The 12943-nt window shown below is 40.4% G+C and carries 12 protein-coding genes and 1 pseudogene; 10 read left to right on the plus strand and 3 right to left on the minus strand.

The window, feature by feature from the left end; all coding sequences use genetic code 11:
- Positions 1–324: 324 nt before the first annotated feature.
- The 7 genes from DESACI_RS11395 (at position 325) to DESACI_RS11425 (ending at position 8381) form a co-directional block, all read left to right on the plus strand.
- On the plus strand, positions 325–1470 hold the full coding sequence (locus tag DESACI_RS11395) for a M20/M25/M40 family metallo-hydrolase (protein ID WP_014827346.1): 1146 nt from the start codon (positions 325–327) through the stop codon (positions 1468–1470).
- Between the two features lie 78 nt (positions 1471–1548).
- Positions 1549–2532 (plus strand): ABC transporter substrate-binding protein, encoded by a 984-nt coding sequence (locus DESACI_RS11400; protein ID WP_014827347.1) that lies wholly within the window; start codon positions 1549–1551, stop codon positions 2530–2532.
- A gap of 45 nt (positions 2533–2577) precedes the next feature.
- Positions 2578–3333, plus strand: a complete 756-nt coding sequence (locus DESACI_RS11405; RefSeq protein ID WP_014827348.1) for an ABC transporter ATP-binding protein — start codon at positions 2578–2580, stop codon at positions 3331–3333.
- Positions 3330–4106, plus strand: a complete 777-nt coding sequence (locus tag DESACI_RS11410) for an ABC transporter permease (protein WP_014827349.1) — start codon at positions 3330–3332, stop codon at positions 4104–4106. The genes DESACI_RS11405 and DESACI_RS11410 overlap by 4 nt, the downstream gene beginning before the upstream one ends.
- 12 nt (positions 4107–4118) lie before the next feature.
- Positions 4119–4466 (plus strand): bacillithiol system redox-active protein YtxJ, encoded by a 348-nt coding sequence (gene ytxJ / locus DESACI_RS11415; RefSeq protein ID WP_014827350.1) that lies wholly within the window; start codon positions 4119–4121, stop codon positions 4464–4466.
- A 416-nt stretch (positions 4467–4882) separates the two neighbouring features.
- A complete protein-coding gene (locus DESACI_RS11420; protein WP_014827351.1) occupies positions 4883–6637 on the plus strand; it encodes an ABC transporter transmembrane domain-containing protein in 1755 nt (584 codons plus the stop codon).
- Between the two features lies 1 nt (position 6638).
- Complete coding sequence (locus DESACI_RS11425; RefSeq protein ID WP_014827352.1) at positions 6639–8381, plus strand: ABC transporter ATP-binding protein; 1743 nt, start codon at positions 6639–6641, stop codon at positions 8379–8381.
- Positions 8382–8510: 129 nt separating this feature from the next.
- Here the strand turns inward: DESACI_RS11425 and DESACI_RS11430 are convergent, their stop codons facing one another.
- The 3 genes from DESACI_RS11430 to DESACI_RS23640 form a co-directional block, all read right to left on the minus strand.
- Positions 8511–8708, minus strand: coding sequence for a PspC domain-containing protein (locus tag DESACI_RS11430; RefSeq protein ID WP_014827353.1), 198 nt, complete (start codon positions 8706–8708; stop codon positions 8511–8513).
- Positions 8709–8996: 288 nt separating this feature from the next.
- Positions 8997–10601, minus strand: a complete 1605-nt coding sequence (locus DESACI_RS11435) for an IS1182 family transposase (RefSeq protein ID WP_014827354.1) — start codon at positions 10599–10601, stop codon at positions 8997–8999.
- Positions 10602–10749: 148 nt separating this feature from the next.
- Positions 10750–10917: a DUF1540 domain-containing protein gene (locus tag DESACI_RS23640; protein ID WP_014827355.1), complete on the minus strand. Its 168-nt coding sequence runs from the start codon at positions 10915–10917 to the stop codon at positions 10750–10752.
- 162 nt (positions 10918–11079) lie between these two features.
- Between DESACI_RS23640 and DESACI_RS11440 the strand changes: the two genes are divergently transcribed.
- From DESACI_RS11440 to DESACI_RS11445, 3 genes and pseudogenes are all read left to right on the plus strand, one after another.
- On the plus strand, positions 11080–11898 hold the full coding sequence (locus DESACI_RS11440; RefSeq protein ID WP_014827356.1) for a flavodoxin family protein: 819 nt from the start codon (positions 11080–11082) through the stop codon (positions 11896–11898).
- A 12-nt stretch (positions 11899–11910) separates the two neighbouring features.
- Positions 11911–12086: pseudogene (locus DESACI_RS25175) on the plus strand (DUF2238 domain-containing protein); the annotation flags it as partial.
- 216 nt (positions 12087–12302) lie between these two features.
- Positions 12303–12923, plus strand: coding sequence for a TetR/AcrR family transcriptional regulator (locus tag DESACI_RS11445; protein WP_014827357.1), 621 nt, complete (start codon positions 12303–12305; stop codon positions 12921–12923).
- Positions 12924–12943: the final 20 nt, after the last annotated feature.

Genomic DNA, 12943 nt, shown 5'->3' on the forward strand with positions numbered 1-12943 from the left:
TTGCATAATCATTATATAGAGGCATTCTCAGTCCACTATACTAGTTAAGGGAGAACGCCTTGGTTATTTGCTACCCACTTCGGACTTTTTGAATTAACATTTTACACAGCCCCTGGGTCCTTCGTAAACTTCAAGTGGGGTAGAGATCCCATCTGAAGCCCCGATGTTCAGTTTTAGCTGAACGAGTTCACTGGAGTATAGGGCGGACAACTAAAATACCGGCAGGAATTGAGCTGGAATTGTTGAATAATAGATTATTAGAGTAAATACACTAGTTCAATAGTGAACCATTCAACAAATCTATTAAAGAGAGGGAAATGTCTAATGCCCAATCGCAAGCGATTGATAGCAGAATTCTTGGAACTGGTTAAAATTGATTCCCCAGGGCGTCAGGAGAGACAAATTGCCGATCTTCTTAAAGAACGTTTGGTGCAGTTTGGCATGGAGGTTTATGAAGATCAGGCGGGGAAAGCAATCGGCGGTAACTGCGGCAATGTTTTTGGCTATTTGCGAGGTAATCTCCCCGAAGCGCCCGTCTTATTATTATCGGCACATATGGATACGGTAGAACCCAGTCAAAATATAGAACCCCTTCAGACAGAAGGGATCATCAGCTCTGCCGGGGCGACGATCTTAGGGGCAGATGATAAGTCCGGCATTGTACCTATTTTAGAGGCTTTGCGAGTTATCAAGGAACAGAATATTCCTCACGGGGATATCCAAGTAGTTTTTAGTATTGCCGAAGAAGGAGGTCTTAATGGCTCCAAAAACCTCGATTCAACAAAATTAAAAGCAAATTTAGGTTTTGTGCTGGATTCCAGCGGGGCACCGGGAAGAATTATTCTGGAAGCTCCGGGGCAGGACAGAATTAATGTGTCCATTAAAGGCAGGGCATCTCATGCAGGAATTGTTCCCGAAGAAGGGATTAATGCCATTGTGGCTGCGTCTAAGGCGATCGCCAACGTCCCCTGTGGTCGTCTTGATGAAGAGACAACAGCTAATGTCGGCACTATACGAGGCGGTTTAGCAACAAATATTGTAGCGGAAAATGTAGAGATTGCTTGTGAATCGAGAAGTCGGGATTTAAATAAACTCGAGAAATTAACTGAAGAGATCTGTAAAATCTTTCAAAATTCAGCGGAAGAAATGGGCGCTTCGGCAGAGATCAAGGTTCAGAGATTATATTCCCCGTTTAAACTAAGCCAAGAATCACAAATTGCTGTTTTAGCTGCAAATGCGGCAAAGGCTGCAGGACTAACTCCTGAATTTATCGCTACCGGTGGTGGTAGTGACGCTAATAATTACAATAGTTACGGAGTTCCCAGCCTTGTTTTGTCTACAGGCATGGGAAAGATTCATACAACGGATGAATACATCCTTGAAGAGGATCTGGTTAGGACCACTCAATTCGTCATCGAAATTATAAAAGCTGTGAGTTCACAGACTAAAGATTTCGCGATGATAAAATAGAAGACTATTAATTGACAATAGACCAGATTTTAGATAAAACCTAAAAAAACATAAAGTATTGAGGAGTGTCAGGAAAAGATGAGAAAAAACAGTATTTGGTTTAAAGTAATACCTTTAATCCTAGGATTAGCATTAGTACTGTCCGGGTGCGGCACCTCAACATCAACGACTGCGAAACAAACATCAGCTCAAACCAGTGCCCCCGTGAAAATCGGTGTTCTGCCCATTGAGGACAATCTTCCTTTCTATGTTGCTGAAAAAGACGGGCTCTTTGCTAAAGAAGGAGTTCAAGTTCAATTGGTGAGCTTTTCTAGTGCTGTGGAACGTGACACAGCTTTACAGGCCGGTCAAATCGATGGTGAAGTTGCCGATTTAGTGGCTGTTGCACTGTTAAAGAAAATTGGAACAGATGTAAAAATTGCAACCATCGGTCTTGGTGCCACTCCTCAGGAAGGTCGCTTCGCCATTCTATCATCACCGAAGTCCAACATTCGAAATCTCAAGGAACTAAAAGGTGCTAAATTAGGAATATCCGAGAACTCCATTATTGACTATGTCAGTGACCAGATGCTCAGTGACAAAGGGGTTCAGTTAAGCGATGTTCAAAAGGTGTCTATCCCTAAGATGCCCGTACGTTTGGACATGCTCCTTTCAGACCAAATCAATGCTGCTTGTTTGCCGGACCCTTTAGCATCGTTAGCCCAAGCGAAAGGGGCCCATTTAGTCGCAGACGATACTTATCGTAATATCTCACAAACAGTACTCTTGTTCAGAACGAAAAGCATTCAAGATAATCCGACAGGCGTTAAAGCCGCGGTTCAAGTTTATGGTTTAGCAGGACAAGCCTTAAGTACCCATCCTGAACAATATCGAAGTTTATTTTTAGAAAAAGCTCAAGTGCCTGCCCCTATTCAACAAAGCTACAAAACTCCAACCTTTTCAAAACTTCAATTACCTACTCAAGAGGAAGTTAACAGCGTTATGAAATGGATGGTAAATAAAAAGCTTATTCCCCAAGCATATAGTTACCAAGATTTAGTAGACAAAAGCCTTTTGCCCTAATCAGAAATTTAACAGAGGTATGGATAATAAGGAGAAACATAACCTGTGATTGAAGTGATGAATTGTAATCTTGCCTATGTTCAAGGAACAACAATGGTCAAGATCTATACAGATTTTAATTTAAAAATTGAGCCGGGTGAAAGCCTTGTACTCATTGGCCCCTCCGGATGCGGAAAAAGCACGCTTCTTTATCTGCTTGCAGGATTATTAATCCCCTCCGGGGGAGAAATTAAAATCTGGGGAGAGCCTTTAAAGAAAACCCGCCAAAAGACAGCCATCATCCTTCAAGAATATGGACTCTTTCCTTGGCTTAATGTTGAGCAAAACGTTCGGCTAGGCTTGAAGGTGCGGCATCAACCTAAAAGAATCTATCAAAACATTGTCTCTGAAATAATTCACAAAATGGGCCTGTCCGAAGTCCGTCATCATTTTCCCAGTCAATTAAGCGGTGGTCAAAAACAGCGGGTGGCTTTGGCAAGGGCCTTAACTCTCAAGCCAGATTTGCTTTTGATGGATGAACCTTTGTCGGCTCTCGACGCTCTTACACGTGAGCGTTTGCAGGAACTATTGTTGGGAATTTGGCAAGAGGAAAAACTGACAACGGTTCTAGTGACACACAGTATCGAGGAGGCTGTTTTTCTGGGAAGCCGTATTTTAGTTCTCAAAAATGGACGCCCCACCGAAATTGTAGGAGAAATTCTAAATCCTCTTGTGGGACAAAAGAGTTACAGGCAAACCCCTGAGTTTTTTGAAAAGGCAACCTACATTCGTTCTCTTTTAGAAGGGGGAGCGGCAGAATGAAGCAGGGCCGGAGAACCTTTCAAAATCAGCTCCTGGGTTACTTAGGAGCCGGGATATTTCTGCTGGCTCTTTGGCAGTATGGTGCCTGGATTCTAAAGTCACCTCTCTTGCCGACACCCGAAGCAGCTTTCAGAGCAACACAACGCTTATTGCAGGGGAATCTTGGAACTCACCTTTGGATTAGTACCTATCGAGTTTTGGCTTCAACTTTAATTTCTTTGTTTCTAGGGCTTCCCTTAGGACTCATCATGGGATTTGAAAGCAAAATAGACCGTTTTTTAGCTCCGTTGATTTATCTTCTTTATCCAATCCCAAAAATAGTCTTTCTGCCTTTAATTCTTTTATTTCTTGGCTTGGGTGATCAATCTAAGATATTTCTGATTACCTTGATCGTCTTTTTTCAGATTCTGGTTACTACCCGGGATTCGGTCCGCAAAATCCCGTCTGAAACAATTTCCTCACTGCGTTCTCTAGGAGGCAGCCGAGGACAGATCTATCGCTATGTTTTGCTGCCTGCAAGTTTGCCTGATGTACTGACTTCCCTGCGTCTCAGTATGGGAACAGCTATTGCCGTTTTATTCTTTGCCGAATCCTTTGCAACCACAAAAGGTCTGGGTTATTTCATCATGGACGCATGGAGCCGGGCGGCACCGGATGAAATGTTTGCAGGAATCATTATGATGGCTGTCTTGGGAGTCGGACTATTCATCATCGTCGATTTGCTTGAGATGGTTTTATGCCGCTGGCAGCATGTCAATAAGAACCCTAATTAAGGAGCTGAGACTATGACTGAAATAAGAGAATTGTCATCGCTTCAAGAATTTGAAGCCGTTTTAAATGAATCTTATCAGCAAGAAGTTCTCCTGTTTAAGCACAGCACTCAATGTCCGATAAGTGCTCGTGCTTGGCAAGAGATCCAAAAATTCGCCCGGCAAGCCCCGGAGCAAGTTCAAGTAGCTGTCATTAAAGTAATTGAATCACGGTCGGTTTCCAATCAAGCGGAAAGGGACTTAGGAATCAAGCATGAATCTCCTCAAATACTTCTAATTAGAAATAAGAAAGTTGTTTGGCACACTTCGCATCAAGCAGTCACCTTAGAAAATATACTTCGGGCCCTGCAAGAAAACGCATAACTAAATTAATTCTAAGGTTATATCCAAACGCAAAACAAAAATAATATGAATAGGAAGTTAAAGATGGGCTGTTGCAAAATGCCTAAGCGCCCTCAATAAAGAAAACCCTGCATAAAAGCGGCTTAATAATCCACTTATATGCAGTTTTTTTTATAGAAACGTATAATTACTCATTGGACAATGGACCATCTCTATTATAGTTAATACCTTAAATTTTACGTTTAATAAAATATTTGAGGAACATACAATCATCGTTATGGTATAATTTTAGAGCATTCGTTAGCATTTTTAGATATCGTACTGCGCGTAGGTTCACTCATATTGTGACATAGGTCAAGCGGATGAGTGTGTACGTATTGGGTTTAAATCCCTTTAATAAATTCTCCGAAACAAATTGTAATACGAGAGGAGATAGTATGCTTCTTTTTAAAGACCTGATGTGGTTTTTTAAGTTAGAGAAAAAAAGCTACATAACAGGGATTATTGTACTGGTTCTTGTCGCCTTTCTTAATTTATTCCCACCCTATGTTGTTCGGGTTATTGTCGATGAAGTTACCCGCGGAGTTCTAACGCCGAGATCGCTGCTTCAATGGACATTGTTGCTAATAGGGAACGGTGTGGCCGTCTATGCTTTACGTTTCACCTGGCGACTTATGATTTTTGGTGCTGCTAGCCGGTTGAGCAAAGTACTTAGAAAACGGCTTTTTGATCACTTCACCCTTATGTCCCCGCAATTTTATCAAAAGTATCGTACCGGGGATTTAATGGCTCATGCAACTAATGACATTCAAGCCATTGAAATGACAGCGGGTATGGGGGTATTGACCTTTGTGGACTCCCTGACAACCGGCGGATTAGTGATTATCTCGATGGCTGTCTTTATCAGTTGGAAACTCACCTTAATAACGCTGCTGCCTATGCCCATAATGGCTTGGGCTACCAGCCGCTACGGGACGATGCTTCATAAACGATTTCACCGGGCCCAGGCAGCTTTTTCCGACCTTAATGATAAAGTTCTGGAGAATATTAACGGAGTGAGAGTGGTAAAAGCCTTCGGAGAAGAAAAGGCTGAATTGGAAGCTTTTCGCAAGTTGTCCGAAGATGTCGTAGAGAAGAATCTTGAGGTTGCCAAAGTTGATGCCCTCTTTGATCCTACAATCCAACTAATTATCGGGATTTCTTTTTTTCTCGCTCTTATTTTTGGCTCAATCGATGTAATTAACGACAGATTGACCTTTGGACAGCTTACTCAGTTCACGATTTATTTAGGTCAATTTATCTGGCCTATGCTGGCTTTCGGCTGGCTGTTTAATATTCTCGAACGGGGCAGAGCGTCATATGACCGGGTTGATACGTTATTGAAGATCGATCAGAAAATCATGGAAAAGGAGAACGCTCTCTCTCGATTCAACAATGGTGATGTCATTTTTGAAAAGGCATCCTTTAGTTATCCCGGAGTTAGTACTTCGGTGCTGCGAAACATATCAGTCCGGGTACGGCAGGGGCAAACTCTGGGGATTGTCGGTAAAACAGGAAGCGGGAAGACTACGTTTTTACGTCTTCTTTTGCGTGAATTTGATCTTAGCGGTGGTGCTCTTCAAATCGGAGGAATTTCTGTCTATGATGTAACTCTCGAATCATTACGCGGTAAAATTGGCTATGTACCCCAAGATCATTTCCTATTCTCAACGTCTATTGCTGAAAATATTGCTTTAGGTAAACCTGCGGCATCTTTAGAGGAAATTCATGATGCGGCGGCAATTGCCGATATCCATAATGATGTTCTCAGTTTTCCTGAAGGGTATGACACCTTGGTTGGGGACAGAGGGGTGACACTTTCCGGTGGACAAAAACAAAGAATATCAATTGCCAGGGCACTTTTATTGGAACCGGAAATTCTCATCTTAGATGATTCGTTATCCGCAGTCGATGCCAAAACGGAAAAATCCATTTTGCAAAGTCTGCGCAAAATGAGAGTTCAAAAAACCACGTTTATATCGTCACATCGTCTAAGTGCTGTCGAAGAGGCGGATCTGATTATCGTTCTTAAAGACGGTCAAATCAGCGAAGAGGGTTCCCATTCGGAATTGATGGCCCTTAACGGTTGGTATGCCTCCACTTATCGAAGTCAACAACTTGAATCGTTGATTGAAGAAGGGGGGGAGCTTTAAAATGGTGATTCGACGCCTGATGGGTTATCTTGCTCCCCATAAAAAGTCTTTGACCTTATCATCCATAATTCTCATCCTAGCTACCTTTTCTGATGTTATCGGGCCGGTTCTTGTGAAGATTTTTCTTGATCAGCATTTGGTACCGCGTTCCTTTGATCGTGGGGCACTATTAATTCTGGCAATCAGCTATGTAGGCTTGAACATACTGTCGGCACTATTTCACTATCGTCAATTAGTCAGTTTTAACCAAATAGCTTTAAAAATAGTTCAACAACTGCGAATTGATGTTTTCAACCATGTACAGAACCTGGAATTTAAAGTCTTTGATAAAACCCCTGCCGGTGCCTTAATATCTCGTATCACCAATGATACGGAAGCCATTAAAGAGTTGTTTGTGGGAGTTTTGGCTGCTTTCGTGCAGAATGTGGTGTTCATGCTTGGCGTTTTTGTGGCCATGTTTTATTTGGATGTGCGCTTAGCTTCATTTTGTCTGATTTTACTTCCCATTATTTTTATCCTCATGGTTGGCTATCGTAAAGTAAGTACCAAGGTGTACCGTAAATTACGCAAAGAACTTAGCCATCTTAATGCCAAACTGAACGAATCTATCCAAGGGATGAATATAATCCAGGCCATGCGCCAAGAGAAACGCTTTCGCCAGGAATTGCAGAACATTAACGATGATTACTATCACGCAGCCATGGCTAATATTCGCTTAGAAAGCCTTTTTGTGCGTCCGGCTGTTGACCTGATCTATACCTTTGCTTTAATCATTATCTTAAATTATTTCGGGCTCCAATCAATAACGGGATCAGTTCAAATTGGGGTTCTTTACGCTTTTATTAACTATATTGATCGATTCTTTGAACCGGTGAACATGATGATGCAGCGCTTATCTCAATTTCAACAATCGTTAGTTGCTGCGGAACGGGTTTTCGAACTATTGGATGATCAGCGTACAAGCCGGAAAGTTGATTCCGGCAGTTCTCCTGTCATTGCTAAGGGTAAGATTGAATTTAAAGATGTCAGTTTCTCATATGACAGTGACATTAAGGGGTCAGAGGTCTTGAAGTCGATCTCATTTACTGCTTATCCGGGGCAAACTGTCGCCTTAGTCGGGCACACCGGCAGCGGCAAAAGTACCATTGCTAATCTTCTCCTGCGGTTCTATCCGATCACCCAAGGGGAAATTCTCATTGATGGGATATCCGTATCCGAGTACTCTGATCAAGAGCTGCGGTCAAAAGTAGGACTTGTAGCCCAAGATCCCTTCTTATTTGTGGGAACTATCTCCAGTAATATTTCCCTCGCCCGAACTGAGATTAAGGAAAAAGAAGTTCGAGAGGCTGTTTCTTTTGTTCAGGCAGAGGATTTTATACGTAGGCTGCCCCAAGGATTTCAGGAGCCCATGGGAGAACGGGGAGCAACTTTATCCAGCGGTCAGCGTCAACTTATCTGTTTTGCCCGCACCATCGCCGGAAATCCTAAGATTCTAGTTTTGGATGAAGCCACAGCTAATGTGGATACGGAAACAGAGGAAGCCATCCAAAATGCTTTAAAAAGGATGCGGCAGGGACGAACAACCATCGCCATTGCCCATCGTCTTTCCACAATTCAGGATGCCGACCTGATTTTAGTCCTTCACAATGGTAAAATCGTGGAAAGGGGAACTCATTCTGAACTTTTGGCTTTAGAAGGGTTATATTACAAGATGTTTTTACTGCAGCACGGCAGCAGAGAATAAATCAAACCATCGCGTTAGTGTTAATGAGTATAAAAATAGCCATGACTTTAAAAGTTGTGGCTATTTTTGTAATGAAATTTGATATATTTAATCCAATAGTGTTGCCTTTCCAAAGTTCATGATGGTTCGTTAAAAATCAGATTTTTTTTCGCTTGGTATAATGAGCCAGGCAACAAGATAGGCCAAAAAACCTGTACCACCTACTATGAGAAGAAGTAATGCGCCTATTCTAACCAGACTGGGATCTAAATCTAAGTACTCTGCGATTCCGCCGCATACGCCTCCGAGCTGCCGATCTTGGCTTGATCTATACAAACGTCTCGCCATTTTTTTGCCTCCTTTAACAGATATAATGGGATAAAAAAATGATCTCTTTCTTAATACGCAGGAAGATACATAAATGTGCCATAATCCTTTAGGGAACTGTTCTGTTTTATCTAAAATAAAAAGGAGGTGTCGCAAAACTACTTTTCTAAAGTAGCAAGCGATGCTCCCTTTTTCTTTTTCCCTTGAAAGATATTTATTGGTTTGATTGAAATGCTTAATCTCTACTTTCTTCTTAAATTTGAGTATAACAAAATAAGCCTTCAGGATTAGGCCGTTTTTCTCTCCTTTTTATGCGGTTTTTAGTGGATGAAGGGGTTTCCCAATTCGTTCATTTTGTATTTTAGAGTGAAGTTTATTCACGTTATACCCAAAACACAGCAGCATAAATTCAGTTTTCACACTGTTTTTGCCTCGTGTTAGAAAGCGGTCGAAGTTATAGTCATTTTTGAGGACCCCAAAGGCTCCTTCAACCTGTATGGACCGATTTACTCTTAGCAGTATTCCTTCTTTGGTTGTGATGTTTCTATACGAGATCTGGCGTTTGGCCACAAACGTTTTGGATACTTGCATTCGTCGATTGCCTTTAGCTTTTGTACAGCGACTTTTACACGGACAGTCACTGCAGTCTTCACATTCATAGACTGTTATTTCGGACTGGTAACCGGTTGCTGATGTTCGATGAGTGATTCCAACGGGTTTGAGTTGTTTTCCATTATGACACGTGTATTCATCGATTTCCGCATTGTAAGCCATGTTTTCTCGCTTACTAATATCTTTTTTGAAGCTCTTCTTTTTCCATTGTTCATAGGTCTGTGGCTTTATGTAGCAGGTCTGATGTTTTCCTTCGAGATAAAGATAGTTCTCTTCGCTCTCATAACCAGAGTCTGCGGTAACATTCTCATAATGCGCCTGTAGTTTTGATTCAAGCATGTTTAAAAAAGGAATTAATGTGGCTATGTCGTTACGATCCTGGAAGATCCCAACCCCTGTTACATATTCGCTTTCCACGCCAATCTGGACATTGTAAGCCGGCTTTAACTGAGCATTGCGCATATGATCATCTTTCATATGCATGAACGTTGCATCAGGATCGGTCTTAGAGTAGCTATTTCTTCCTTCGAAGAATTGGTGATGTGCATTGTACTTTTCTTGCCGGGTATAGAATTCCTTCAGGCTTTCTATAAATTTCTGCAGCTTTGATTTCCGTTTTCCAATACCGTGAACAAATTCAATCTGCTCTTGCTGACATTTTTCTTCTAGGTAAGAGATAGCAGTCTTAAGATCCTTAAGTAACGTCTCTTTGGTTACGTTGAAGTCCTTTAAATAGGTCAAATTGATCTCCTCAAGACAAGACTGAATTTTCAAGAACATCTTTGCCTCATTTTTGTTAACGACTTTTTTCCAGACAAAGGTATAACGGTTAGCACTGGCTTCAATTTTTGTTCCATCGACAAAGAGGTTCTTAAACTCTACTTCACCAAGCTCATGTAAATGCTTTACCATTTGGAAAAAGAGGTCTTCTATGGCTTCCTTCAGATAGTCTTTTCGGAATCGAGCAATGGTGCTGTGGTCAGGTGCTTTGCATCCTGCCAATAACCACATGAAGTTAATGTCTCTTTTACAGGCGACTTCAATTTTTCGGCTGGAGTAAATGTTATTCATATAGGCATAGGTCAATACTTTAAACAGGATTTTGGGTTCGACTACCGGTTTTCTTCCAGTGGAAGAGTAGGCCTTATACAACGCTTCGTAATTTAATCCCTCCAAAATGTGGCTTAGTAGTCGAACGGAGTCATCCTCTGGTATTAACACGTTAAAATTAAATGGCAAAGCTAATTGATAGTGTCCACCTAATTCGTTATAATTCTTAGTGTGTAATTTGGTTTTTAGCATAACTTAAATTATACGCTAACTGCGAGTTCTTTGGGACCCGCAGTTTTCTATTTTTAGTAAGAAAAAGGGCCGTTGCTTGCGAACTATTTTAGTTCGTTTTGCAACGGCCCCTTATCTTTAGGAAATTATAAGGAGTAGTTAAATGGGATTACTCTGCACGAAAAGTAGCGCAGTCCGTCATATCTGGTGTCGTTGCATTGGGGGATTGGACTTCAATTTTCTCAGCATGGCAATGATCTCCTGAACCATAATAATGACAGGTGTTAACAACACATTTAATCCCACCATTAGGTTGAGGCATTTTCTTAACTGGCATGTGAATTCCTCCTTAATTTTGATTCTTTAATAGATTCTCCAGAATCATTGTTTTCATGAATCCATTTATTTGTAATACCGAAATCAGCTTAAATAAGTGGTATAATTTAGTAAAGATTCAACTTAAGATCATAAAACATTTAAGATAAAGGAAGAGATCACTTTGAAAAAAATATTAGGAATTGTAGCTTCTCAGCGCAAACTAGCGAATGGAGAAATTCTTATTAAAGAAGCTGCTGCTTCAGTTGGGGAGGAAGCGGAGTTAGAACTTGTTAAGTTGACAGATCTCAAGCTTATGCCCTGTAAAGCATGTTATGCCTGCTTAGGAAAGGATAAGCGCTGTCCTCTGGATGATGATTTGTATTCTTTATTCGACCGGATTAAAGAAGCTGACGGAGTTATACTCTCCTCGCCGTGCTATGCTTTGGGCCCGGCTGGAATTACAAAAATCTTCGGTGACCGTATTATTGCTCTTGCACAACAGATTGATCAAATTTGGGGAAAACCCTGTGTAATTATCGGTACCGCAGGCATCAGGTGCTGGGAAGGATATACCCTTTCTGCCATGATTGCCAATGCTCGTTTTATGGGGCTGGAGGTAAAAGATGCTCATATGTTTATCGGTGCCTTGCCCGGTGAAACATTGGTTGATCCGGAGGGGAGGGAGAGAATCAAGCTTATCGGTCAATCTTTATTTGGCATACCTCATCAACCAGAATCAGGACAATGTCCTACTTGCTGGTCTGATTTATGGAAGTTTCCTACACCCAATCATGCGTTGTGTCCTATCTGCGGCCAAGAAGCAAAGATCTTACCTGCCGATGATGGCAATTCCTTGACTTGGGAATTTGGACCATCTGCAGCTCGCTTTAGCAAAGATCATTTAAAAGAACATTTTCAAGTTTGGTTAAAAGATCAAGTACAAGAATTTATTAAACGTCGTAAAGAATTGGCTCTGATTCGAAATAAGTATAGGGTTTAAAAAACCACACCTGCAGAGGCTACCTGCAGTGCTGCTGATGCCTTTTTAGGTACTCAAGTGATGTCTGGGATACCCAATGGGATATGATTATGTCCCTATTAGGATCAGTAACATCATTAATATTTGTGAGTAAAACCCATGACAAATTTTTAGAAAAATTATCTAAGTATTCAGCCATATTAACTTAATAACTAAACTTCAATTCCAAACTAAATTCAAAATTAAGGACTAGACTAATATAATTAGAGTTTGAATGAATAATTCAAAACTATAAGATCTCTAGGAATAATAAATTGATCTATAAAAATTTTTCGTTTGCGCAATTGACCACACTGGTCAATTGCGTTATACTTAGATTGACCTATGTGGTCAATGTATTATTACTAAAAAGAAGGAAAGAATGAATGTTAAAATTTTTAGAGTTAGATAAACTTAAGCAAGATCGTATTATAAATGCTGCAATGAAAGAATTTGCTTTAAAAGGTTATAAAAATGCTTCAACCAACGAAATTGTTAAAGAAGCCGGTATATCGAAAGGTTTATTATTTCACTATTTTACAAATAAAAAAAGCTTATTTTTATATTTATATAATTACTCCCTAGAGACATTTACCATGGAGTTCTTTGCAAGAATTAATTTGCTAGAGAAAGATATTTTTAAGAGAATCCGTCAGATGGCTTTATTAAAAATCGGCCTAATAAAAAAATACCCGGAAATATATAATTTTCTTTATACTGCTGTTCTTGAAGAAGCGCAGGAAATTAAAGATGATTTAGAGCAAAAAAACAAGCAAATATTAAACGATAATTACGCTAAACTTTTTCGGGATATTGATGTCGATAAATTCAAAGACACTTTTGAAATCGACAAGACAAAAAACATTGTAATTTGGACAATAGAGGGTTACTCCAACCAAATACTTGCAAAGATTAAATCCCAACATCTCACTGATTTGGATTATGAAGAAATATCAAAGGAATTGGATGTTTATCTAAAGTATTTGGAAATTGCCTTTTACAAATAAACACTTAAGGAAGTGATTTT

The organism is Desulfosporosinus acidiphilus SJ4 (assembly GCF_000255115.2).
In the GTDB taxonomy this organism is placed as follows: domain Bacteria; phylum Bacillota; class Desulfitobacteriia; order Desulfitobacteriales; family Desulfitobacteriaceae; genus Desulfosporosinus; species Desulfosporosinus acidiphilus.

Excerpts from the sequence above, each read along its gene's own strand:
- DESACI_RS11445 (WP_014827357.1), top strand. The coding sequence starts at position 12,303 with ATGTTAAAATTTTTAGAGTTAGATAAACTTAAGCAAGATCGTATTATA.
- DESACI_RS11420 (WP_014827351.1), top strand. The coding sequence starts at position 4,883 with ATGCTTCTTTTTAAAGACCTGATGTGGTTTTTTAAGTTAGAGAAAAAA.
- DESACI_RS23640 (WP_014827355.1), bottom strand. The coding sequence starts at position 10,917 with ATGCCAGTTAAGAAAATGCCTCAACCTAATGGTGGGATTAAATGTGTT.
- ytxJ (WP_014827350.1), top strand. The coding sequence starts at position 4,119 with ATGACTGAAATAAGAGAATTGTCATCGCTTCAAGAATTTGAAGCCGTT.
- DESACI_RS11410 (WP_014827349.1), top strand. The coding sequence starts at position 3,330 with ATGAAGCAGGGCCGGAGAACCTTTCAAAATCAGCTCCTGGGTTACTTA.
- DESACI_RS11400 (WP_014827347.1), top strand. The coding sequence starts at position 1,549 with ATGAGAAAAAACAGTATTTGGTTTAAAGTAATACCTTTAATCCTAGGA.
- DESACI_RS11435 (WP_014827354.1), bottom strand. The coding sequence starts at position 10,601 with ATGCTAAAAACCAAATTACACACTAAGAATTATAACGAATTAGGTGGA.
- DESACI_RS11425 (WP_014827352.1), top strand. The coding sequence starts at position 6,639 with ATGGTGATTCGACGCCTGATGGGTTATCTTGCTCCCCATAAAAAGTCT.
- DESACI_RS11395 (WP_014827346.1), top strand. The coding sequence starts at position 325 with ATGCCCAATCGCAAGCGATTGATAGCAGAATTCTTGGAACTGGTTAAA.
- DESACI_RS11430 (WP_014827353.1), bottom strand. The coding sequence starts at position 8,708 with ATGGCGAGACGTTTGTATAGATCAAGCCAAGATCGGCAGCTCGGAGGC.